Source organism: Mesorhizobium sp. M0615 (assembly GCF_040320805.1).
GTDB lineage: Bacteria > Pseudomonadota > Alphaproteobacteria > Rhizobiales > Rhizobiaceae > Mesorhizobium.
Map to the genome: position 1 here is coordinate 429,429 of NZ_JAMYQI010000002.1, position 23,865 is coordinate 453,293.

Sequence of the window (23,865 nt, forward strand, 5' to 3'; positions counted from 1 at the left end):
CTTATCAAAGTTGCGTTACAATATCGGGCGCAACCTATGGTATAGCTATGAACACCATCATTCACGGACTTGAGGACGGATCGGGCGTTGTAATCCTGCCGCGGGAAACGCTCGACAGCTTGAGCCTGCAAGTGGGCGATGAACTCCAGATCATCGAAACCACGACGGCATCATCCTAAGGCCGGTGCCGTGTGACGACGTCGAACGGCAAATACGTGCTGCTCGCGATGTCATGGACAAGTATGAGCCCGCGTTGCGAAAGCTGGCTGTGCAAATAGGGTGAGCTGGCGTCAGGCGTCCGACAGCTTGACAATTTCCCATTCCTTGCCGTTGACGCTTGCGACGTCGCCGACCTTCTTGCCGAACAGCGCCACGGCCATTGGCGAGACGTGTGAGATGCTGCCCTTTGAGGGGTCGGCCTCGTCCTCGCCGACGATCTTCCAGTGCACTTTCTTGCCGTCATCGCTTTCCAGCGTGACACCCATGCCGAAGCGCACCTGGTCGCTGCCCGGTTCCGGCACGGAAAGCTCGGCGCTTTCGCGGCGCGCTGTCCAGTAGCGCAGGTCGCGCGAGACGACGGCAATGCGCTCGCGATCGGCTTTTCGCTCGGCTTTCGCCAAAATGTCGCGCAGATCGGCCAGATTGTCCTCGATCATCGCCAGGCCGCGCTCCGTCACCAGATTGCGGTGTTGGCTGATCGGCCGCTCGCCGATGCCGGCAATGGCGTTTTCGCTGTCTTCCTCGCGGGTGAAAGCCCTGCTCATCGGATAAACTTAGGCCCGCTTCGGCGACTGTACAAGCCACTTGGCGGACCCGGTCATTGGTCGGACTATCGCCGAGCGGAGACCTATGCGGCTGGCCCAATTCCTGCGAAGAACCATTTCATCGCAGGGATCTGTGCCGATGTTGAACAGACGAACGCTTCTCAAGGGGACTGTCGGCTTTGCGGTGCTCGGCGTTTCGCTGGACAACGCCTTGGCGAAGACGGCAGCGCTTGGCTCGATCAATGCCGCCGAGCTTGGCGTGGAGCCGGACGCACCGGACGACCAGAGCAAGGCCTTCGCCACGATGCTAGCCGAGGCAAGCCAGCGCAATGCGCCGGTGTTCCTGCCGCCGGGCACCTATGTCGTGTCCAACCTGACCCTGCCCGCACGCGTCAGGCTTTCGGGCGTGCCGGGCGCCTCGCGCATCCTCTATGGCGGCAATGGCCATTTGCTGACGGCCGAACAGGCCGAGCATATAGAGTTCACCGCATTGGTCTTCGACGGCGCCAACGGCGGGTTGGCCGACGATGCGCAAGGCCTGCTCGACCTGCGCCGCGTCGCCCATCTCGTCATTGACAATTGCACGATCACCGGCAGCGGCAAGCATGGGCTGGCGCTGGAGCATGCGTCGGGCCGCATCGAGCGGTCCGAGATTTCGGGGGCTGCGGACGCCGGCATCTACTCCGTCGAGGCCGCTGGCCTGGCGATATCCGACAACACCGTATCCGACTGTGGCAATGGCGGCATTCTTGTGCATCGCTGGCAGCAGGCCGAGGACGGCACGATCGTCAGCGGCAACCGCGTGCAGCGGATCGGCGCGCGCGGCGGCGGCACCGGGCAGAACGGCAATGGCATCAACGCCTTCCGTGCCGGCAATGTCTCGGTCACCGGCAACATCGTCTCGGACTGCGCCTTCTCGGCGATCCGCGCCAACAGTTCCAGCAATCTGCAGATGACCGGCAACACCTGCTCGCGGTCGGGCGAAACCGCGCTCTATTCCGAATTCTCCTTCGAAGGCGCCATCATCGGCAACAACATCGTCGATGGTGCCGCTAACGGCATCTCGATCGTCAATTTCAACGACGGCGGCCGTATGGGTGTCTGCTCAAACAACATCATGCGCAACCTCTCGACCACCGGCCCCTACCCCGCCGACGCGCCGGGCTTCGGCGTCGGTATCAGCGTCGAGGCCGACACCACCGTCTCGGGCAATGTCATCGAGAACGCGCCGCTCTACGGCATGCAGATCGGCTGGGGCGCTTATATGCGCAATGTTGTGGCGACGGGAAACATCATCCGTCAGGCCGGAACCGGCATCGCCGTCACTGTGGTAGAAGGCGCTGGAAACGCCATCATTTCCGACAACGTCATCGACGGCGCCAAGAACGGCGCCATCATCGGCCAGCGCTGGGCCGAACCGGCGACCGGCGACCTCGCGCGGTCGAGCGATAGCGGCTATGCGCACCTGACGGTCGAGCGAAACAGGGTCAGCTGAGCGTCGTCGTCGGCCGCAGCGAGCCGACCTTGGCGCCAATGCGGCTTTCGATCGGAGGATTGGCCCGCTCCAGAAGGTTCGCCGCCAGTGCGCCGTCGGCGCTGAGAAGTTTTGCCAGCACAGTGGCAATCATCACCTCGGCGGCGCGGCCGGCGCCGTCATCGCATTTTAGCGCGATGCCGAGGCCAAGCTCCGGAACGGCAGCGCAATAGACACCCTCGGCGCCCGTCTTGACGAATATGCGGCCGGGCGCGGCCTGCATCAGCGCCACATCCACTTTGCCGGTGCCGGCGACCAGGAAAGGCTCGGCCATACAGGCAGACAGCAGGCGTTTGGCCGCCTTGGCGCGCTCAGGGCCAAAGCTCCTGCCCGTCGCCATGCGGGCAAAGCCAAGGGCAAAACTTTTCAGCGGCACGGCATAGGTGGGAATCGAGCAGCCATCGGTTGCCCGGTGATCCGCATCGTGGGCAGCGCCGGTCACCGCCTGCATGGCGTCGCGCACCATCTCCTGCAAACCATGGCCTGCCTTGACGTAGCCTTGGTGGGCAATCCCTGAGTGCACGCAGGTGCAGAGAAATCCGGAATGCTTGCCCGAGCAATTGTTGTGCAGTGCGTTCGGCGAGACGCCTGTGCGGGCCAGTGCGATCGTCGCGTCGTGGCTCGACGGCCAATGCGCGCCGCATTCCAGCGCCGACTTGTCGAGCCCGGCCTTGGCCAGCATCGCCTGCGCCAGTTCGACATGCGCGGGTTCGCCCGAATGCGAAGCGCAGGCCAGCGCCAGTTCGCGGTCGCCCAAGCCGTACGCATCGGCAGCACCCGTTTCAACCAGCGGCAGCGCCTGGATCGCCTTGACCGCCGAGCGCGGAAACACCGGCCGCGCCGTATCGCCGATCTCCAGGACAGGCTTGCCGTCACCGTCGAAGATTGCGACAGCGCCGCGATGGACGCTCTCGACGATCGCGCCGCGCAAGACCTCGACCAGAACCGGATTTGTCATCACCACGCCCCAAAAATACGGGCCGCTTCTACCTGATCCGGTCGAGAATGGAAACGTAGTTGGCGACGGCAGCGCCACCCATGTTGAAGATGCCGCCGAGCTTTGCGCCCGGCACCTGGATGCCGCCGGCCTCGCCCGTCAACTGCATGGCAGATAAGACGTGCATCGACACGCCGGTGGCGCCGATCGGATGGCCCTTGGCCTTCAGGCCGCCCGAAGGATTGACCGGCAGCCTGCCGTCCTTGGCCGTCGTGCCGTCCAGCGCCAGCCTGGCGCCTTCGCCGGGCTTGGCCAGGCCCATCGCCTCATATTCGATCAATTCGGCGATGGTGAAGCAGTCATGTGTTTCGACGAAGGAGAGATCGTCGAGCGTCACGCCGGCCTTTTTCAGCGCCTGGTTCCAGGCCTGTTCGCAGCCTTCGAAGGACAGGATGTCGCGCTTCGACATCGGCAGGAAATCCTGGACATGCTCGTTGGCGCGGAAGGCGACGGCGCGGCGCATCTTCAGCGCCGTCGAGGTGTCGGTCAGCACAAGGGCGGCTGCACCATCGGAGACCAGCGAGCAGTCGGTGCGCTTCAGCGGACCGGCGACGAAGGGGTTCTTCTCGCTTTCCTGGCGGCAGAATTCGTAGCCGAAATCCTTGCGCATCTGCGCGTACGGATTGTCGACGCCGTTCTTGTGGTTCTTGGCGGCAATCATCGCCAGCGCGTCCGACTGGTCGCCATAACGCTGGAAATAGGCCTGCGCGATCTTGCCGAAGACGCCGGCAAAGCCGGCCGGCGTGTCGCCCTCCTCCGGCAGATAGGAAGCTTTCAGCAGGTTCTTCCCGATCTCAGGCCCGGGCGTCGTCGTCATCTGCTCGGCGCCGACCACCAGCACGATGCGGGCAGCGTTTGCGTCGATGGCGCGGATGCCTTGCCGGACCGCGGCCGAACCGGTGGCGCAAGCATTCTCGACCCGCGTCGCCGGCTTGAAGCGCAGTCGGTCGTCGGCCTGCAACACGAGGCTGGCGGTAAAATCCTGTGGGGAAAAGCCGGCATTGAAGTGGCCGAGCACGATCTCGTCGACCTCATCCGGGCCGATGCCGGCATGGTCGAGCGCGTCGACCGCGACCTTGGTGATCAGGCCTTCCAGCGTCTCGCCTTCCAGCTTGCCGAAGCGCGAATGCGCCCAGCCAACGATGCATGCGGTCATGGCGGTCTCCATCCTTGGCGCCAGCCTAACATGTGGGCAAATGGCGCACTTCGCCTTTATTGTTCAAATATAAACAATCCCGCCCGCATCGAAAAGGGCCGCAAGCCGACAATCGCTTGGTGCAGGTTCCAATCGGATCGTTTTTTGTTGATTGACGCGTCAATAAAAAATAATCTCCGCCGCAAAAGCCGGGAACATCATGCCTAAAGTCGGAATGGAACCGTTGCGCCGCAAGGCGCTCATCGACGCGACGATCTCGGCGATCGGCGAGCGCGGCTCGCTTGACGTGACCATGTCGGAGATAGCGGGGCGCGCCGGTGTGTCGTCAGCATTGGCTCACCACTATTTCGGCGCCAAGGATGAGCTGCTGCTGGCGACGATGAGGCATATTCTGGCCGAGCTGACGATCGACATGCGGCGCGCGCTGCAATCCGCCGGCTCGCCGCGCGAACGTGTTTCGGCCGTGGTGGCCGTCAACTTCTCCGACATCCAGTTCCAGCCGGAAACCATCGCGGCCTGGCTCGCCTTCTATGTCGAGGCGCAGAAATCATCGGCCTTGCGCCGGCTGCTCAGGGTCTATGCGCGGCGGCTGCATTCCAACCTAATGAGCGGGCTGACCGGCATCTTGGCCAGGCACGAAGCCGACCGCGCGGCGGAAGCGACCGCGGCGATGATCGACGGGCTCTACATCAGGCGGGCGCTGAAGGACGGCGTGCCGGACGCGGCGACCGCGATTGCGCTGGTCGAGGACTATCTGGAAACCAAACTCGGCGGGCGACAGACACAGTGACAGCCTCAGTGACACAAAGGCGACCCAACATCCTGATCGTCATGGTCGATCAGCTCAACGGCACGCTGTTTCCGAACGGACCGGCGGACTTCCTGCACGCGCCGCATCTCAAGGAGCTGGCCGCGCGCGCGGCACGTTTCCGGAACAATTATACGCCCTCGCCGCTTTGCGCGCCGGGGCGCGCCGCCTTCATGAGCGGCCAATTGCCGTCGCGCACCCAAGTCTACGACAACGCCGCTGAGTTCGCCTCCTCAATTCCGACCTATGCTCACCATCTGCGCGCCGCCGGCTATTACACCTGCCTGTCGGGCAAGATGCATTTCGTCGGCCCCGACCAGTTGCATGGTTTCGAAGAGCGGTTGACCACCGATATCTATCCCGCCGATTTCGGCTGGACGCCGGACTACCGCAAGCCCGGCGAACGCATCGACTGGTGGTATCACAATCTGGGCTCGGTGACCGGCGCCGGCGTCGCCGAGATCACCAACCAGATGGAGTATGACGACGAGGTCGCCTTCCACGCGGTGCAAAAACTCTACGACCTTGCCCGCACCTCCGACGATGCGGCCAGCCGGCCCTGGTGCCTGACGGTTTCCTTCACCCACCCGCACGACCCCTATGTCGCACGGCGGCAATATTGGGATCTCTATGAAGATTGTCCGGCGCTCGAACCGGAGGTGGGATTCATCCCCTATGCCGATCAGGACCCGCATTCGCAGCGGCTTTACCGCGCCAGCGACTACGACAGTTTCAACATCACGCCGGAGCAGATCCGCCGCTCGCGGCGCGGCTACTACGCCAACATCTCCTATCTCGACGACAAGGTCGGCGAGTTGATGTCAGTGCTGGAACGTACGCGCATGCTGGACGACACGGTCATCCTGTTCTGCTCCGACCATGGCGATATGCTTGGCGAGCGCGGCCTGTGGTTCAAGATGAACTTTTTCGAGGGCTCGGCACGGGTGCCGCTGATGATCGCCGGCAAGGGCGTTGCCGCGGGGCTGATCGACGCGCCGGTTTCCAATCTCGACGTGACGCCGACATTGTGCGATCTCGCCGGCATCGACATCTCGGTGATCGCGCCGTGGACCGACGGCCAGTCGCTGCTGCCGCTGCTCGAGGGCACGAAACGCGATGCTCCAGTTCTGATGGAGTATGCCGCCGAAGGCTCCAACGCGCCGTTGGTGGCGATCCGCGACGGCCGCTATAAATTCATCCATTGCGAGATCGATCCGCCGCTTCTGTTCGATCTCGAAGCCGATCCGCAAGAACTCACCAATCTTGCCACCGATCCGACGCATGCCGATCTGGTGGCGGCCTTCACGGGAGCCGTACGAGCGCGCTGGGACATGGCCGCCTTCGACGCCGCCGTGCGTACCAGCCAGGCGCGGCGCTGGGTGGTCTATCCGGCGCTACGCAACGGCACGCATTACCCCTGGGAGTTCCAACCGCTGCAGAAGGCGTCGGAACGCTACATGCGCAACCACATGAACCTCGACAATCTCGAGGAACAGAAACGCTTTCCGCGAGGCGAATGATGACAATTGTCCCCTCCCTCGAGCACCTCAGACAGGCCTATGCCGTGACGTCGAAGGCGACGCAGATCACGCCTTTGCTGGAATCGACAGCCTTGGCCAAGGAGACGGGTGCGGCCCGCGTCTTTATCAAGCCGGAATCACTGCAATGGGCCGGCTCGTTCAAGGTGCGCGGGGCCTATTGGCGGTTGAAGCGGCTGTCGCCGGATGAGGCCATAAAAGGCGTCGTCGCCTACTCCTCCGGCAATTTCGCGCAAGGGTTGGCGGCTGCCGGCCAGGCGCTCGGCATTCCCGTCACCATCGTCATGCCGATCGACGCGCCGGCCGCCAAGCGCGATGCGACCACAGGCTATGGCGCGCGCGTCGTGCTGACCGATCATGGCGAGCGCGCCCGTGAAGAGGTCGCAGCCGCCAAGGCCTGCGAGATTGCCGAGACCGAAGGGCTGGCGTTGCTGCATCCATTCGACGATCCGGAGATCGTTGCCGGCCAGGCCGGCGCCGGGCTCGAAGCGCTCGAACAATTCGAGGCAAAGGACGCCAGTGCCGACCTTCTGTTCTGCTCGGTCGGCGGCGGCGGACTGATCGGCGGCATCTCGCTGGCCTTCCACTATCTGTCGCCGGCAACCGAGATCATCGGCGTCGAGCCGGAAGGCTTCAACGGCATGGGTGCATCGCTAGCGCATGGCGCCATCGAGACCATGCCGATCGCGCCGAAATCGATCTGCGACGGGCTGATGTCGCGGCGGCCGGGCGACGCGCCGTTCGCGGCGGTCAAGACCGCTGGCGTGCGCGGCATCACCGTCGACGACCAATCGGTTAGGCGAGCGATGAAGATCGCCTTCGAACGGATGAAGCTGGTGCTCGAGCCATCGGGCGCCGCCTCTCTGGCGGCGCTTCTCGGCGGCAAGGTGGATGTGACGGGTAAAACGGTCCTGGTCATGGCTACCGGCGGCAATGTCTCGCTCGCCGATTTTATTTCGCATATGAACGATGGGCGCATGTGAACCATGCTTGAAGCAGACTTCGTCATCATCGGCTCCGGCTCGGCCGGCTCGGCCATGGCCTACCGACTGTCGGAAGACGGCAAGCATTCGGTGATCGTCATCGAGTTCGGCGGTACCGATATCGGGCCGCTGATCCAGATGCCGTCGGCGCTGTCGATCCCGCTCAACATGAGCCTTTACGACTGGGGCTTTGCCAGCGAACCGGAGCCGCATCTCGGCGGCCGCGTGCTGGCGACGCCACGCGGCAAGGTGATCGGCGGCTCGTCCTCGATCAACGGCATGGTCTATGTCAGGGGCCACGCACGCGACTTCGACCACTGGGCCGAACAGGGGGCGGCCGGCTGGGGCTTCGCCGACGTGCTGCCCTATTTCAAGCGCATGGAGGACAGTGACGGCGGCGAGGACGGCTGGCGCGGCCACGGCGGCCCGCTGCACGTCCAGCGTGGCCCGCGCAAGAATCCGCTCTACGGCGCCTTTGTCGAGGCCGGCCGCCAAGCCGGGTTCGAACTGACCGACGACTACAATGGCTGGAAGCAGGAAGGCTTCGGACCGATGGAGCAAACCATTCGCGGCGGCCGCCGCTGGTCGGCTGCGTCGGCCTATCTGAAGCCGGCGCTCAAGCGGCAAAATGTCAGCGTGATCAGAGGCTTCGCCCGCCGGGTGATCATCGAGAATCAGCGTGCCGTCGGAGTCGAGATCGAAGCTCACAAACAGATTCAGGTCGTTAAGGCACGACGTGAGGTGATCGTCGCCGCATCGTCGATCAATTCGCCCAAGATCCTGATGCTATCCGGTATCGGCCCGGCCGCGCATCTCACGGAGAACGGCATCCAGGTCGTGGCCGACCGGCCCGGTGTCGGCCGCAATCTGCAGGATCATATGGAGCTCTACATCCAGCAGGAATCGACCCAGCCGATCACGCTGAATTCGGTTCTCAACCCATTCTCCAAGACGCTGATCGGGGCGCAGTGGCTGTTCTTCAAGACCGGCCTCGGCGCCACCAACCATTTCGAGGCCGCGGCCTTCGTACGCTCGCAGGCCGGTGTCGACTACCCCGATATCCAGTACCACTTCATCCCGGCGGCGGTGCGCTATGACGGCAAGGCGGCGGCGAAGGCGCATGGCTTCCAGGCGCATGTCGGGCCGATGCGGTCGAAGTCGCGCGGTTCGGTGACGCTGCGCTCGCCCGACCCGAAAGCGACGCCGGTCATCCGCTTCAACTACATGTCGCATCCAGACGACTGGACCGAGTTCCGCCACTGCATCCGGCTGACCCGCGAGATCTTCGGCCAGAAGGCTTTTGACGGCTTTCGCGGCAAGGAAATCTCGCCGGGTTCGCACGTCCAGTCGGACGAGGATCTCGACGCCTTCATCCGCGATCATGCCGAGAGTGCCTACCACCCGTGCGGCACTTGCAAGATGGGCCGCGCCGACGACATCATGAGCGTGGTCGATCCGGAGTGCCGGGTCATCGGCGTCGACGGCCTGCGCGTCGCCGACTCCTCGATCTTCCCGCGGGTGACCAACGGCAACCTCAACGCGCCGTCGATCATGACCGGCGAGAAGGCCTCCGACCACATTCTCGGCCGCACGCCACTGGCGCCGTCCAACCAGGAACCCTGGATCAATCCGCGCTGGCAGGTGGCGGATCGATAGGGCATTGTCCGGCGGACTGCTCCGCAATAGCGAATACATCTGGAGAACAGCATGCGCGCCCAGCCAACGGCATCGCACTATGTCAACGGCCGCTACATCGAGGACGAAGGCGGCGCGCCGCTGCCGGTGATCTATCCGGCGACCGGTGAGGTCATCGCCACCTTGCATTCGGCGACTCCGAACGTGCTGGAGCTCGCCATCGAAGCCGCGCGGGCCGCACAACCGGCCTGGGCGCGGATGAAGCCGGTCGAGCGTGGCCGCATCCTGCGCCGCGCCGCCGACATTTTGCGCGCGCGCAACGCCGATCTGGCGCGGATCGAGACGCTCGACACCGGCAAAGCGATCCAGGAGACGCTGGTGGCGGATGCACTATCGGCCGCCGACTGCCTCGAATATTTCGGCGGCGCGGTTGCCGCCTTCAACGGCGATGCGATCGATCTTGGTGGACCTTTTGCCTATACGCGCCGCGAGGCGCTCGGTGTGTGCGTCGGCATCGGCGCCTGGAACTATCCGATCCAGATCGCCGGCTGGAAATCCGCCCCCGCGCTCGCCATGGGCAACGCCATGGTATTCAAGCCTTCGGAAAACACGCCGCTGTCGGCGCTGGCGCTGGCCGAGATCTACTCAGAGGCGGGCCTGCCCGACGGGCTGTTCAACGTCGTGCAAGGCTATGGCGATGTCGGCGCCGGCCTCGTCGGCCACGATGTCGTTGCCAAGGTTTCGGTGACCGGCTCGGTGCCGACCGGCCGCAAGGTGCTGTCGCTCGCCGGTTCGAAGATGAAGCATGCGACGATGGAACTCGGCGGCAAGTCGCCGCTGATCGTGTTCGACGATGCCGATCTCGAAAACGCCATCGGCGGCGCCATGCTCGGCAATTTCTATTCGACCGGGCAGATCTGCTCCAACGGCACGCGTGTTTTCGTACAAAGCGGCATCCATGACCGCTTCGTCGACCGGCTGGTCGAGCGGACGAAAAAGATCCGCATCGGCGATCCGCTCGATCCTGAGACGCAGATGGGGCCGCTGGTCAACAAGGCGCAGCAGGAGAAGGTCGTTTCCTACATCGCGGCCGGCAGGCAGGATGGAGCAACGCTCGCCTGCGGTGGCAACGTGCCGTCGCTGCAAGGGTTCGATGGCGGCTTCTTTGTCGAGCCGACGGTGTTCACCGGTGTCACCGATACGATGCGCATTGCGCGCGAGGAGATTTTCGGGCCGGTGATGAGCGTGCTGAAGTTCGACGGCGAGGACGAGGTGATCGACCGCGCCAACGACACCGAATTCGGCCTCGCCGCCGGCGTCTTCACCCGCGACCTGCAGCGCGCCCATAGGGTGATCGCCGAACTGCAGGCCGGCACCTGCTGGATAAACGCCTACAATCTGACGCCGGTGGAAATTCCGTTTGGCGGGGTGAAGCAATCCGGCATCGGGCGCGAGAACTCGCTGGCGGCTTTAGCGCTCTATTCGCAGCTGAAGGCGGTGTATGTCGAGACCGGGGATGTAGCGAGCCCGTATTGAGGGTTGAAAGCGAAGTGACAGCTGATCTCCCCCCTTGCGGGGGAGATGGCCGGCAGGCCAGAGGGGGGTGTGACGGATCGCCAACCTTTGGTCTGATCTTCGAGTAGCTGAGACGTCGGCGGGACAGCACCCCCCTCTGCCTTGCCAGGCATCTCCCCCGCAAGGGGGGAGATTGGCAGCTCCAACGCTTCACCCCTTCTGCGCTGTCCCATCAAGATACTGCGTCAGCGCGCAGACCAGATGATAGAAGATGCTGGCCGGCACGTCCGATGCCAAGGAGCGGCCGCGTTCGTCGATGCGGTCGATCCACAGGCCGAGCGGCGCCGGGTCGATGTGCCAGCGGAATAGCCGGCCGACGCGCGCCTCGATTTCGGGCTTGAGGTCGGGACCGCCCGAGCCATCCAGCGCAATCGCCGCCTTGATCGCTTCCGCCTGCGGCCAGCTGCGCGATACGAGGTCGAGCGGCAGGCCCTGCCGGGAGACCGCACCGTAGGCAAGGCCGGTGGCGCGGTTGAGGCCGTTGGCGATGGCCGAGGCGTAGAGCTTGCGGGCAAAATTGCTCAACTCGCCCTGGCCGCTGCGGGCGACGAAATCGGTGAGCAGCGAGGCCCATTCGAAATGATGGCCGGGCTCGGTCCATGTGCCCTTCTCGCCGGCGGCCGGCTTCCACCCGGCGTCGAAATATTCGCCCAGCGTCCAGCTCTCGGCATCGAAGAAATGACTGCGGAAAAGGTCGATGATGCGCGCGGCGCGGCGCAGATAGGTGCGGTCGCCGGTCGCCTCATACCAGGCGAGGAAGGCCTCGAGCAGATGCATATGCGGGTTGGAGCGCCGCTCGCCCTCCCCGTCCGACGTCTCGAGGAAACCGGTCATGCGGCTGTCCTCGAGATGCGCGTCGAGGAACACGAAGGTCTCCTGGCCCAGCCGCAGCGCATCCGGATTGCCGCACATATGCGCATGCGCCAGCGCCAGCAGCACGCAGGAATGGTCGTAGGCATCCTCGGTTGGGTCGGCGACGGAGCCGTCGACATTGAGCGTGCGCACCCAGCCGCCCCGGTCCGTGCGGCCCTTGCCGGCCATGAAGGCGATGCCATGGGAGATCAGGCGATCGGCTGGACCGTCCCAGCCGCGGGCCTTGGCAACGGCGAAGGCGTAGACTTGCCTCGCCGTCGTGCGCATGCGCTTGGGCTTCAACAGCGCCTCGCCGTGGAAGCCGAGCGCCTCGTGGAAGCCGCCATGACGCTCATCGACGCCTGAAGTCGACCAAAGCGGCAAGGTCTCCTCGAACAGCCAGTGATGCACGCGCCGACGCCAGGCGCCGCTCTCGATGACGCGGTCGTGTGCCGGCGTAAACCTGGTTTCCAGCCGTCCCGATTTCTCCAGCTGCTCGACGATCTTCTTGACGTGCTGGCTGTGACTGACCGGGGCAACGAAGGTGGCGTCCGCGGTCGAGACGATGGCGACATCCTTCATGCCGATCGCCGACAAAAGCCGGCCGTCGCTGCGGATGTAGGAGTTCTCGCAATCGATGGCGACGACATCGCCGACGACGACATTGCCCTTGGCGTCGGCAGGGCCGACATCAAGCAGCGACTGCCAGGAGCCGAGGTCGTTCCAGCGGAAGCCGGCCGGCACCATCGCGATGTCCTTGGCCCGTTCCATGATGGCGTAGTCGATCGAGTTCGACGGGATGGCGGCGTAGAGGTCGAGCGGCATATAGAGGCCGGACAGGTCGCTCGTTGCCGCCTTGTAGGCGGTTTCGGTGGCCTGCCAGATGTCGGGTTGGAAGGTGGCGAAGGCGTCGCGCATGGCGCCGGCGCGAAACAGGAAAATGCCGGTGTTCCAGTAGAAGGTGCCCGCACTGAGATAGCTCTGCGCAGTGGCGAGGTCGGGCTTTTCGACGAAGCGCGACACGTCGAAGACGCCGCCGCTTTCGGCTGCGACTTCGATATACCCATAGCCGGTCTCGGGCTGCGCCGGCTTGATGCCGAACACCACCAGACGGCCGGCAAGCGCTGCTTGGCTGCCCGCCTCGACGCTCTGCCAGAACTGCTTGGGCGTGGCGATTTCATGGTCTGACGGCACCACCAGCACTAGGCTGTCGCCGAACTCCGACAATGTGCGCAACGCGGCCAGCGCCACGGCGGCAGCCGTGTTGCGCCCGGTCGGCTCGAACAGCGGGCCACCGCCGGCGAGGTCGAGGCCGGCAAGGTCGGCATGCACGCGCTCGGCATGGCGCTCGGCGGCGATCAGGAAGATCGGCGTTTCGCCCTCCGGCCGCGCCGTCAGCCGGCGCAGTGTCTTGGCCAGCATCGAGCCGTCGCCGGAAAGATCGTGGAACTGTTTCGGGTTGTCCTCGCGCGACAGCGGCCACAGCCGCGAACCGACACCGCCGCTCATGACAAAACTGACGATGCGCTCGGTCATGAAAGGTCCAATCAGAACGTCTGGTTGTAAGCGCCGACTTCGGGGCTGCGGCGCAGCACGGCGTCGACCGCCTCGAACATCTGCCGGCGGCGGTCGGACGATACCGGGCTTTCGACAACCACGACAAGCTCCGGCTTGTTCGACGACGCCCGTACCAGGCCCCAGGTGCCATCTTCGGCCACGATGCGCACGCCGTTGACGGTGATCAGGTCAGCGATCTTCTGGCCGGCAAAAGCCTTGCCGGCGCGCTGCATCGCCTGGAAGTCCGCCACCACCTGATCGACCACGCCGTATTTCACGTCATCGGCGCAATGCGGCGACATGGTCGGCGTGCCGAAGGTCAGCGGCAGCGCGCGATAGAGATCGGCCATCGAACTTGTGGGGTTGCGGACGAGCATCTCACATATGGCTATTGCCGTGATGAGACCGTCATCATAGCCGCGGCCGATCGGCGGATTGAAGAAGAAATGGCCCGACTTCTCGAAGCCGGCGACGGCGCCAAGCTCGGCGACGCGGCGCTTGATATAGGAATGGCCGGTCTTCCAATAATCGGTGACGGCGCCATTGGCTTGGAGCACGCTGTCAGTGTTGAACAGGCCGGTCGACTTGACGTCGACGACGAAGGTCGAGCCGGGATATTGGGTTGATATGTCCCGCGCGAGCATGACGCCGACCTTGTCGGCAAAAATCTCGTTGCCCTCATTGTCGACCACGCCGCAACGGTCGCCGTCGCCATCGAAACCCAGGCCGACATGGGCACCTGTTTCCAGCACTTTGTCCCTGATGGCATGCAGCATCTGCATGTCTTCCGGGTTCGGGTTATAGCGCGGAAAACTGTGGTCGAGCTCGACATCGAGCGGGATCACCTCGCAACCGATGCGCTCCAGCGCCTGTGGCGCGAAGGCGCCGGCAGTGCCGTTGCCGCAAGCGGCCACAACCCTGAGCTTGCGCGCGATGTGCTTGCCGCCGACCAGATCGTCGAGATAGGTCTCGCGAAAACCGGCGACGAATTCGTAAGAGCCGCCGCCGGCAAGATCGAAGTCGCTCGACAGCACGATCTGTTTCAGTGCGCTCATCTCCTCCGGTCCGAAGGTGAGCGGCCTCGCCGCACCCATCTTGACTCCGGTCCAGCCATTCTCGTTGTGCGACGCCGTGACCATGGCGACGGATGGCACGTCGAGCGCGAATTGGGCGAAATAGGCCATGGGCGACAGCGCCAGGCCAATGTCTTTCACCTTTGCGCCCGCAGCCATCAGGCCGGAAACCAGCGCCAGCTTGATGGCAAGCGAATAGGAACGGAAATCATGCCCGGTGACGATGTCGGGACCCGCGCCAAGACGGCGGATCAAAGTGCCCAGGCCCATGCCCAACGCTTGGACGCCGATCAGGTTCAGGTCCGGCGGTTGCGTCGAACCGGCATGGCCAAACCACCAGCGCGCGTCGTATTCGCGAAAGCCGGACGCCTTGATCAGCGCTTCGGTTTCGAATTCGAAGCTGTTGGGCCGGGCGTCGCCTACGATTTTCAGGGGCAAGGCAGCAAAGCTCCAGATGGCGAAAACACGATCTATCGAGGCTGCGACTTAGCACACAAGGCTTTAAGCCGGGTTTATCCCGGGAGGGAAAGCCAAGCTTTGCGGCAATGCCCGACGAAAGCCAACGAAATGCGACAGAAGCGCTGCCATTGCCGCTTGCAGGAACGGTATGCGGCAGCTATAAGCCCGCGGTCTGGTCACGGAGTGTAGCGCAGCCTGGTAGCGCACCTCGTTCGGGACGAGGGGGTCGCAGGTTCAAATCCTGCCACTCCGACCAGAAAAAACAAAGGGTTAGCGATCCCGCACTTTCGCTACCCCACAGATATCCCCACAGAAACGACCGAATGTATTTACCGCTCAGGGCTGGGGTGGGCGACGTCGCATGGGATCTACGTCGGATTGGGTCATCAGCGAACCCACAACAAGATGTCAGGGGGACCGGATGAGCTGCCTTCCCGCTCATGGGCGCATCGACTGCAAATCATGCTACAGGGGCGAGAATGTCCTGTTCGATCGTAGCCGTCGAGAGGATCAGGACTGGCGCATCACTGCTAATCCCTTAGCTTGGGGAAACCCCAATGCTCGGATCGTCATTCTCGGATTCTCAAAGGGGCCAACCCAGGCTGGGAGCTTTGCAAGAACCCCTCACGACCAGATAGCTTACAAAGGCAGCCGTCCGAACGTCGGGCGAATTCTTGCGCACGTGGGACTTTTGGAAAAAGGGACACGCGAATCCCAGGCAGCCGCGGTCGATTCTATGATCGCCGACAAGAGCGGGCTGTTCCACTTCGGATCTCTTATCAGATGCAGCGTTGAGCGTTACGACCAAAGGGAGCTGGAATGGAAAGGGTCGGGTGGCGGCATGTTAGACAGATTTGTCGCGACACCATTTGGCTCCGAGGTTGCCAGAAACTGCGCTTCCCAATTCTTGGTCAACCTCCCGAAGGCAACCAAGCTCGTCGTGATGTTCGGGATGGGATCACACCAGAACTACGTTCGAGAGGCACGCACCTTGCTCTCGGCCGTTCGCGGGAGAACCATGAGGGAGATCAATGCTGTGACCTACGAGGATGATCTAATAACGGTTGTCCATGTAGAGCATTTTGCTTCACAGGGCGACCTGATCCCCCAGTGGCTCGGCGAAGGGCAATATGGCGATCATCCGCGAAGCGAATTCGGTCGGCTCGCCCGTGCTTCGGTTAATCGCGCAATCGACCGGTTCACTTGAGTTGGTAATTAGCGGTCGACGGACGCTACTGCGGTGGCGCCCCTAGCCGGGAAGCAAAAAACTAACCTTTTCAATGGCCAGTCTTGAAAGTGGGACAGAATAGGCCTTTCAAGATCCTTATTTTTTTCGTCGAGATTGTCTCACCGAAACCTGGCTAGGACAGGACCTCTTCGATGCCTACCGGACCATCGATAGCGATCGCCCGGCTAACTTGCATGGCAAAGGGGGGTCCCAAGTTCAAACCGTGCCGCTGTAGACGTCACAGCATCGAATGGCTTGAAGGGGCCGAAACCGGACCGACCGCAATCGAGTCAGATCTTCGAAAGCTGCCGTTCAGATCCGGACCTGCTATTCTGGAGCCCCGGCGAACGCCAGCGCCTTCTCAAGCTTAGCGTCCTGCTTCATGGTCTGCCTGCGGGCAGACAGATTTCTGTTCTCCGCCGAACGCTGTGCGGACCACCGCAGCAGACGACAGAAGGGGCCAGACGCCAACTCTGGTCTGCCTAGTGCAATCGCGTACACAATTCGAGCAAGGACTCTGGCGTAGCGGCGAAACAGTTCATCCTCCAGCGAAACGATAGCCTCGAAACTGCCCGGGTCGCCCTGACGTGCGCATCGCCCGAAGAGCTGACGATCGATGCGAGCAGATTCGTGGAATTCCGTCAGAACGACATGTAGTCCGCCACTTTGGACGATGCTCTGCGCGAGCCGAATGTCAGTTCCTCGACCTGCCATGTTTGTCGCTACGGTAATGCGCCCTGCTTCTCCTGCAGCCGCAACGATGGCCGCCTCCTCCGCGTCCTGACGGGCATTCAGCACCGTGTGGCCAAGTCCATGCGAACTGAGCAATGCACTGAGTTGCTCAGAAGCTTCGACCGATCGCGTCCCAATGAGGACTGGTCTTCCGAGCTTCCTCAACTCGCGCACATGGGCGGCGACTTTGCGCCACTTTTCCTCAGCGGTCCGGCAAAGGTGTACCCCCAAGCTTCGTCGCTGGACCTCGCGGTGCGTCGGAATTCTGACGACCTCAAGCCCATAGACTTCCTGCAGCTCGGTCGAAATCTCCGCGGCCGTGCCGGTCATCCCCGCCAGCCACAAATATCTCCTGAAGAAGCGTTGATACGTTATCTGCGCGAGCGTCTCCCGGCGGCCGGTTGTTTTACAGCCCTCTTTCGTCTCCACCAGTTGATGCAGGCCGCGCTCCCAAGACCGGTCAGCCATGACCCGTCCAGTATACTCGTCGACAATCTGTACCTTCCCGTCTGCCACAATATAGTGGATGTCCCGATTGAAGAGGTGGAGGGCGGACAGGGCTTGCTCCACCAATTCGAGGCGCACTCTTCGCGACGCCCAAAGCCCGCCCACAGCTGAGGCGTCTGTGCCAGCGACTAAGGCCCGCCCTCGCTCGGTCAGCCGGACTGCCCTCTCGCTGCCCAACAAGCGATAGTGCTCACCGGCCTTCAGATCTTTAGCCAGATCCAACGCAGCCTTGTAAACCTCGGTCGCAGCCGGATCGTCAGTCTCGCGCGAAATGATGAGGGGTGTCCTGGCTTCATCGACCAACACGCTGTCGGCCTCGTCTACAATTGCAAAATGCAACCCCCGCAACAGGAGCTGCGATGCCTGCTGCCCGTCACCGATCGTCTTGTCTAGCAGAACACGAGCACCGCTTCGACGCCCGCGCAGCGCGATCGTATCCCGCAGGTAGTCAAAGGTAAGCTCTTTGTTGGTGCAGTAGGCGACGTCGCAAGCGTAGGCAGCGCTACGAACCGATGGATCTTGCCCATGCAGCACCAGCCCTACCGTTAGTCCAAGGTTCTCATAGACGGGCCTGAGTTGATCAGCATCCCGCTGTGCAAGATAGTCGTTAACAGTGACGACGTGGACTGGAACTCCAGCGAGCGCGGCTGTGGCCGCTGGCAGGAGCGCCGTGAGCGTCTTGCCTTCACCCGTTTCCATCTCCGCGAGTCGACCTTTGAGAAGTGCATAACCACCGATAAGTTGCACCGGATGATGCTGCATGCCGAGGAGACGTTGCGAGCATTCTCTTATCAGCGCAAATGAACGAGCGACGACGCTTTCCGCAAGTCCTTCACGTGAGAGGGCCAGCTTGACCTTTTCAGCGGCCACCGAGATGCTGTTGTCAGCGAGCGTTCGATACTCGTCCCCAAAGCGCTCGACGTCTTCCAGAAATGTTCTGAAGCCGCTCAATGTCACATTTGGTCGGCGCTTGACCTTTGCCTGGACTCTGGTGAGAGCATCATCGAGAGCGCTCGCGGTCTCCCGCCGTCTTTCGGGAAACGGCACCATCCGGAGGTCAGCGATCCTCCAAGGCCTGATCGTGTCCTCACGCATGGAACTGGGACAGAAAGAGCTGCCGCAGTCGGCGCGCCATCTGCAGGCCAACCGGTTCCCATTCGTGCTCGAACCGAACATAGACGCGGCTCCCAAAAGCTGGTGGGAGAGCGTCAGCGGAGGTCTTCAGATCAAATTGGAACCAGCGTCTTAGGGAGTTGAGTCCCTCGGCGTCACGCGGATCAACGGCAATGGCGCCACCACCGCCTGACGTCAGAGCCTTACTCGGAAGCTTGTCGTAGGCGGCAGGCACTTCACGCAGAATTTCCGCCGGAAGCGCCGCGCCACTCTGTCCCGGCATGCGCACAGTGACCCGAAGCAATCGCTCTCGCACCAGATCGATATCGTCCTGAGAGACCACAACGCGGATGATACTCGCCGCAGTTGGCGTTACATAACCGAGGACGGATCCCTGGCGGAAGAAGCGCTCAGGCATGTCCTGGCTCTGTTCAACGACAAGGACTCCTGCGGCGGCGCTGGTTGCCACAAGGTGGAGAAACCGATCCTGGGTCCTATCAAGATCAGCCTGGGCCTCCTCCAGTTCCTTCCGTGTCACCTCGGCCTGCGAACGGTCATCAAAACGTTCCGCACGGAACTGAAGGTCAAGTTCCCTGACGCGGGCCTTTAGGATTGAACGCTGCATCTCCAGAACCGGATCGACACTTTCGAACAGGGGCTGGCCAGGTTCGACTGGTGAGCCAGGTCGGCGCTTCAGTTCGCGTAGGAATCCATCAGCGCCGGCGCGGACGTAGGCTTCCTCCGGTAGCCAGATCACCCCTTGTGACATCGTCTGGTGCGGCGCCGGTACAGCAAAGAGGAGCGCGGTTCCAGCGAGCAAGGTGAGGGACGTGACCATGACCGCTCGCACCCGATGACGACGCAGACGAGGGCTGGCGATGACATGCCACAACATCTTGGCGGCGGGCAGCACTACCCCAGAAACGATCCCCCACAGTGCCACAAGCACGCCAAGGACCAGGTAGTGAGTTGCGACAAACAGCGAAATGCCGAACAGGATGAGCATTCGATAGATGAATGATGCGGGGGCGAAAGCAAGCAACCAGATTCGTTCACCCGGTCCGAGCGGAAGCGTGCGTTCCTTCTCGACACCGAAGGCATAACGCTCGACCAGGCGGCCCCAAAATTCGGATGAGCGCTGTGCGAGATTAGGCATCTCGACAAGATCGGCCAGCACAAAGTAGCCGTCGAACTTGAGCAGCGGGTTTCCGTTCACCAGCACGGTCGAAACACCGGCAACGAGCATCACGTCGAAGGCTATTGCCCGCACGACGCCGGTCTCCACAATCAACCACACATAGAGCCCAATGGCCGCTAGCAGCGTTTCAACCAGGATTCCGGCCCCGGCCACAGCTGCACGCTGATACTTGCTGCGAAATCCGGCCGATGCCGAAGCATTCACATAGGGCACGGGAAAGAAAACCAGGAACATCAGCCCCATTTCATGGACTTCGCCACCGAAGGCCCGCGTCGTCAGGCCATGTCCCAGTTCATGCAGCAGTTTGACAACAGGATAGACGAGAGCAATCAAAAGCAGGCCTTGCGCCGCGAAAACCCGGTCCGAGATATTTTCCGTCAGAGTATGTGAGTGAAGGCTGGCCAAGTACAGCGCAGGTGCAACAACGACGACCCACAGAACCAGGCCGGTCTTCCCAAAAAGCCCGCGGCAAAACGGGAGTGCTCCCTTTAGGAAGCGATCGGGATCAAAGAGTGGTAGGGTTACGGAGAGCGGGCTCTTGAGATTGCGCTTCAATAGCGCCTGACTTTGCTTGGAGAACCGATCGAAAGCCTCCAGTGCGTCCGGCTGAGTGTCGTGGCGAATGAGATCCGCGCTATGAAGCTGCGTCAACAGTCCAATGATCTCATCCTGGCTCGGCGCGCTGTCGCCGAACATATCCACCATACTGTTCCAGATTGCGTCGACGGTCTGCCGCCCGTCGAGATTGGCAATGAAATAGTATGCGACCGGCGTGAACCGGTGGGACTTGCCGCTGGCGGCGTCCTGAACAACGTACCAGGCGCTGCCGCGATAGCGATGACGATGGATGCGCGCATGAAGCCGAAGCATCGGCTTCAGGCCGCAGACCCTATACCAGTTTGAGCTCAGGAACGGTTCAACCATCACGTACTCCCAAGTCCGGCATTAGGGGATCCAAGCCCAGATAAGGAGCCTGGTGCGTTCGATCAGGTTCCGTCCCAACACCCAAAGGAGCCGGCGCTCGCCAATTTCGATCTTACCGATGCCCTCCATACCCGGCCGGAGAGGAAGGTCGTTGGAGAGCAGGTCGGCTTCAACACGAAAGAAGTTACGGCCGTCCTCGGCGGTCGCCACTGAGGTCAGCCGGGCGACACTGAATGGGACCGTCTGCCCAGCCGCCCCGGTGAGGGCGAGAGTACCCTTTTGTCCAATTGCAATGTGCCGGATGTCCTCCTCGTCGACATGCAACACGACCCGATACGAACTCAACGGCGCCACCTCGAACAATACCTTGCCTTGCTGCACAGGTGCACCGAGCATCTGACTTAGATCCCCCGAGACAACGAAGCCGTCGACCGCGGCAACAATCCTGCTGCGCGCCAATTTGTCCTTGGCTAGGCTCGCTTGGGCCTCTGCCTGATCAATCTGCGCCTGCAGCACCTGCATATTTAGCCTGTCATGCTTCGCCTGCGCATCTCTATGTTTCTGTTGCAGTTTGCGAACCTCCATCTCCCACCGCGTGCTCTCCAGCACGAGATCGCGATCGTCGAGGGTAGCGAGAACGTCACCCTGTTGTACGATGTCGCCAGGTCGCACATTTGCTCGGGCGATGAACCCATCGAAGGGCGCTACGGCGGCTCGCTGTATCGAACCCTCGAGGACAGATTTAGCCGATACCCGGAATTCCGTGTTGGCAAACGCGAGAAACCCGAACAAAGCGAGTGCAAAAACGACTGCGAGCTTGAGCGCGGGTCGGCGCGGTCCGAAGATCGCCGTAACGGTTGACCGAGCGTTTGTCGCGATCCTGCCAGTGATCCAGCGCTCGGACCCTCGCTGTAGTTCCAGCACAGGGCCTGCTAGGGCTCCAAGAAGCTGGAGAGTTTGAACCGCCTCGGGATTAAAAGGATCGTTGACCTGACGCTCCAACGTCATTACGCCGATCGGGCCGTTTGCGGCTGAGAGCAGCACCGACAGAACGCTCCTGACCCGGCCTGAATTGGCAAGCTCCTTGTGAGCCACCGCGATCCGCCGTTCGGTTCCAGTCACCACGGGATAGGAGACTGGTTGTCTCTGGTCGAACGCCTCGTCCATGGCGTTTTCCAGCGTGCCGACCAACTCCGACTTCCGCTGAAACCAGGCCGAGTGCGACATCGCCCGCATCCGGATTCCGCGCCGCTCATGGAACCCCAGCGAAACGCGCTCGCAGCCGAAGCGCGCCGCAACTTCGTTGGTTAGGGCCAGCGCCGCAGTCTGGAGCCTGGAGTGTTCCTCAACGACTGCAAGCATGTCGAGGGTTGCATTTGCACGAGCGAGCAGCCCTATCTCGCCTACAGCCCGCTGTCGCAGCAAGGCCGCTTCGAGCCACCCGGTTCCCCATTGCAACTGCCGGAAAACGGTCTTGAGATCGAAGTTCGCATGGGAGACAACGTCTAGCACGACAACGCCTACTGCGTTTCCCTGCACATCGATTGGAAATGCGACATGCACACGCGCGATCGGCCCCGTACTTGCCGTGATTGATCTTACGACCCCACGGCGTTCTCGGATTGCCTGCTCTGCTCCAGGGCTCAGGTACGAAACATCCTTTTCGGCGTCGGGCCAAATGGCAGCAGGCCGGTACGAACCTTCTGGGCTCTGAAGCAGGAGCAGGCCTGCCCCCGTTTGCTGGATCTGGCTGCACTGAAGAGCCAGCCAGCAGGAGCAAAACGTTGCCAGGTTGTCGGCTGTCGCAAGCGACGCCCAAAGCGCGGCATCATCCGCCGCCGAGACTTTGCCGGAATCCGCGGTGCGGTCCCTCGTCGCGTCCTTTTCAAATTGATCAACGGTGTCCATAGAACACCTCAAGATCCGTGGCACCAGGCCCAATCGATTTCATAGAGGCGGACAAAACGCTGTCCTGTTCCAAGCAATGGTGGGCCGCTCGCTTTTCCATCTTCGCCCGACCACGCCAGTTCACCCCGCGTCGTGCCGCTGGTTCGCAACACGCGTGCGAAACATGATCGTGCAGCGCAGCCCCGCCGGCACCTTGCCCTCCGGGTTATCGAGCGTAAGCCTCACCCCGAAAGTTGCGCTGGGGGCATCGATGAACCGGTCGACCACCGACACCTTGGCGGTAAGCCTGCCCCCGACAGGGTCTTCCGGATAGACTTCGGCAAGATCGCCGACCTGGATTGTTCCCAAGCGTTCAAGCGGCAGAAACACCTCTACAAACAGCGGATCGGTCCTAAGGATAGTCAACACGTGAGCCTGGTCGTGAAGGTACGCTCCTGCCGTGAGCGCGCGCTCTATGACAACACCGTCGTACGGGCTGCGTATCATACGTTGCTCCAACAGCGCCTCTGAACGCCTCAACTCGAGCTGCGCCATCCGGAAGCTGAGTTCGGCCTCGCGCAGTTCCTGCTCCGCTTGTTTCAAGTCGGAGTCGCTTTCGTCGCGGCTGGCCTCGGACGCTGCCTTCACCTCGGCGAGCTTTGTTATCCGGTTGGACTTCTTGGTGAGGTATTCCATTCGAGATTTTTTCGAGAGCACCTCATGGTCGTTTTCCGCCCGAGCGCGGGCCACCTCGAGCGAAGCTCGTTCGACACCCGAGTCGAGCTCGGCCACGATTTGACCTGCTGTGACTGCGTCGCCCCGATCGGCAAACACGTCTTTCACGAGCCCTGAAACGGACGCGCCGAGCTCGACCTTCGCGCTCTGTTCAATCAGACAATCGGCATCGGAGGCAGCTTGTCTCTCTTGCGCAAGAATGGGCTTCGAAGCAGAGACCAACGCCAGCGCGGCAAAAGCGCTTATCGCCAGGGCATGGAGAGAAGCGTGCAATGATCGCAGCTTAGCGCAGTTCGCCATGGCGGTTTTCGTGCTCCTGGATGAGCTTCGTTATGAGCTCCTGCAAGCGTTTCGCCGCAAATGGGCTCAGGATAATGCGGTGGTGCAGCTCGATCTCGAGATCTCGCTGCTGAAGATCCCAATTCTGGTTGATTCCGAAATTGAGGACCACCTCTTCTCGCGTGCTTGTGGCGTTGCAGACATTGCAATAGGTGCTTTTCAAGTTCGCCGTGTTCAAACGTACAGGAGGCTGCGTCTTGCCCGCTGTAGTCGTTTCTGAGCCGTTCTCTGGCTTGCCACTCGCCATCCCGTCACCCCTTCTCCCTACCTG

General features: G+C 62.2%; 18 protein-coding genes and 1 tRNA gene. 9 read left to right on the forward strand and 10 right to left on the reverse strand.

Going from position 1 to position 23,865, the window contains the following annotated elements; genetic code table 11:
- The first annotated feature begins 47 nt into the window (after positions 1 to 47).
- A complete protein-coding gene (locus NKI46_RS04885) occupies positions 48 to 179 on the forward strand; it encodes an AbrB/MazE/SpoVT family DNA-binding domain-containing protein (protein ID WP_023732052.1) in 132 nt (43 codons plus the stop codon).
- A gap of 111 nt (positions 180 to 290) precedes the next feature.
- Here NKI46_RS04885 and greA read toward each other — a convergent pair whose 3' ends face one another.
- Positions 291 to 764 (reverse strand): transcription elongation factor GreA, encoded by a 474-nt coding sequence (gene greA / locus NKI46_RS04890; RefSeq protein WP_023670749.1) that lies wholly within the window; start codon positions 762 to 764, stop codon positions 291 to 293.
- Between the two features lie 139 nt (positions 765 to 903).
- On the opposite strand from greA, the gene NKI46_RS04895 reads away from it, so the two are divergent.
- Positions 904 to 2,259 carry a TIGR03808 family TAT-translocated repetitive protein gene (locus NKI46_RS04895; RefSeq protein WP_023698160.1) on the forward strand — a complete coding sequence of 452 codons (1,356 nt, stop codon included), beginning with the start codon at positions 904 to 906 and terminating at the stop codon, positions 2,257 to 2,259.
- Here NKI46_RS04895 and NKI46_RS04900 read toward each other — a convergent pair.
- Together NKI46_RS04900 and NKI46_RS04905 are read right to left on the reverse strand one after the other, a co-directional pair.
- Positions 2,252 to 3,256 carry an asparaginase gene (locus NKI46_RS04900; protein WP_023735549.1) on the reverse strand — a complete coding sequence of 335 codons (1,005 nt, stop codon included), beginning with the start codon at positions 3,254 to 3,256 and terminating at the stop codon, positions 2,252 to 2,254. The genes NKI46_RS04895 and NKI46_RS04900 overlap by 8 nt on opposite strands.
- A gap of 28 nt (positions 3,257 to 3,284) precedes the next feature.
- Positions 3,285 to 4,451: an acetyl-CoA acetyltransferase gene (locus tag NKI46_RS04905; protein WP_023698158.1), complete on the reverse strand. Its 1,167-nt coding sequence runs from the start codon at positions 4,449 to 4,451 to the stop codon at positions 3,285 to 3,287.
- A gap of 199 nt (positions 4,452 to 4,650) precedes the next feature.
- Between NKI46_RS04905 and betI the strand changes: the two genes are divergently transcribed.
- Genes betI through betB form a run of 5 tightly spaced genes read left to right on the forward strand, consistent with a single transcriptional unit; the run spans position 4,651 to position 10,951 of the window.
- The gene (betI, locus tag NKI46_RS04910) at positions 4,651 to 5,241 is read left to right on the forward strand and encodes a choline-binding transcriptional repressor BetI (protein WP_023692769.1); all 591 of its coding nucleotides are present in this window, start codon (positions 4,651 to 4,653) and stop codon (positions 5,239 to 5,241) included.
- Between the two features lie 8 nt (positions 5,242 to 5,249).
- On the forward strand, positions 5,250 to 6,779 hold the full coding sequence (gene betC / locus NKI46_RS04915) for a choline-sulfatase (protein WP_352745037.1): 1,530 nt from the start codon (positions 5,250 to 5,252) through the stop codon (positions 6,777 to 6,779).
- Entirely contained in the window at positions 6,776 to 7,780 is a 1,005-nt protein-coding gene (locus tag NKI46_RS04920; protein ID WP_023687208.1) for a threonine/serine dehydratase family protein, read from the forward strand. The genes betC and NKI46_RS04920 overlap by 4 nt, the downstream gene beginning before the upstream one ends.
- A 3-nt stretch (positions 7,781 to 7,783) precedes the next feature.
- Positions 7,784 to 9,436, forward strand: coding sequence for a choline dehydrogenase (gene betA / locus NKI46_RS04925; protein WP_023692768.1), 1,653 nt, complete (start codon positions 7,784 to 7,786; stop codon positions 9,434 to 9,436).
- A 51-nt stretch (positions 9,437 to 9,487) separates the two neighbouring features.
- Positions 9,488 to 10,951, forward strand: coding sequence for a betaine-aldehyde dehydrogenase (gene betB / locus NKI46_RS04930; protein WP_023670741.1), 1,464 nt, complete (start codon positions 9,488 to 9,490; stop codon positions 10,949 to 10,951).
- 189 nt (positions 10,952 to 11,140) lie between these two features.
- Here betB and NKI46_RS04935 read toward each other — a convergent pair whose 3' ends face one another.
- Both NKI46_RS04935 and NKI46_RS04940 read right to left on the reverse strand, forming a co-directional pair.
- Positions 11,141 to 13,378 (reverse strand): mannose-1-phosphate guanylyltransferase/mannose-6-phosphate isomerase, encoded by a 2,238-nt coding sequence (locus tag NKI46_RS04935; RefSeq protein ID WP_352745040.1) that lies wholly within the window; start codon positions 13,376 to 13,378, stop codon positions 11,141 to 11,143.
- 11 nt (positions 13,379 to 13,389) lie between these two features.
- Entirely contained in the window at positions 13,390 to 14,910 is a 1,521-nt protein-coding gene (locus NKI46_RS04940) for a phosphomannomutase/phosphoglucomutase (protein WP_023738528.1), read from the reverse strand.
- A 200-nt stretch (positions 14,911 to 15,110) separates the two neighbouring features.
- Between NKI46_RS04940 and NKI46_RS04945 the strand changes: the two genes are divergently transcribed.
- Positions 15,111 to 15,187, forward strand: a tRNA-Pro gene (locus tag NKI46_RS04945).
- 165 nt (positions 15,188 to 15,352) lie between these two features.
- Positions 15,353 to 16,138: a hypothetical protein gene (locus tag NKI46_RS04950; protein WP_352745043.1), complete on the forward strand. Its 786-nt coding sequence runs from the start codon at positions 15,353 to 15,355 to the stop codon at positions 16,136 to 16,138.
- A gap of 348 nt (positions 16,139 to 16,486) precedes the next feature.
- On the opposite strand, the gene NKI46_RS04955 is transcribed toward NKI46_RS04950, so the two are convergent.
- From NKI46_RS04955 to NKI46_RS04975, 5 genes are all read right to left on the reverse strand, one after another.
- Positions 16,487 to 18,448: a preprotein translocase subunit SecA gene (locus NKI46_RS04955; protein ID WP_352745046.1), complete on the reverse strand. Its 1,962-nt coding sequence runs from the start codon at positions 18,446 to 18,448 to the stop codon at positions 16,487 to 16,489.
- A 37-nt stretch (positions 18,449 to 18,485) separates the two neighbouring features.
- Positions 18,486 to 20,633, reverse strand: coding sequence for an HlyD family efflux transporter periplasmic adaptor subunit (locus NKI46_RS04960; RefSeq protein WP_352745049.1), 2,148 nt, complete (start codon positions 20,631 to 20,633; stop codon positions 18,486 to 18,488).
- Positions 20,634 to 20,654: 21 nt separating this feature from the next.
- Positions 20,655 to 22,541 carry a GAF domain-containing protein gene (locus NKI46_RS04965; RefSeq protein ID WP_352745052.1) on the reverse strand — a complete coding sequence of 629 codons (1,887 nt, stop codon included), beginning with the start codon at positions 22,539 to 22,541 and terminating at the stop codon, positions 20,655 to 20,657.
- A 120-nt stretch (positions 22,542 to 22,661) separates the two neighbouring features.
- Positions 22,662 to 23,555 (reverse strand): efflux RND transporter periplasmic adaptor subunit, encoded by an 894-nt coding sequence (locus tag NKI46_RS04970; RefSeq protein ID WP_352745055.1) that lies wholly within the window; start codon positions 23,553 to 23,555, stop codon positions 22,662 to 22,664.
- On the reverse strand, positions 23,539 to 23,841 hold the full coding sequence (locus NKI46_RS04975) for a DUF3467 domain-containing protein (protein ID WP_352745058.1): 303 nt from the start codon (positions 23,839 to 23,841) through the stop codon (positions 23,539 to 23,541). The genes NKI46_RS04970 and NKI46_RS04975 overlap by 17 nt, the downstream gene beginning before the upstream one ends.
- Positions 23,842 to 23,865: the final 24 nt, after the last annotated feature.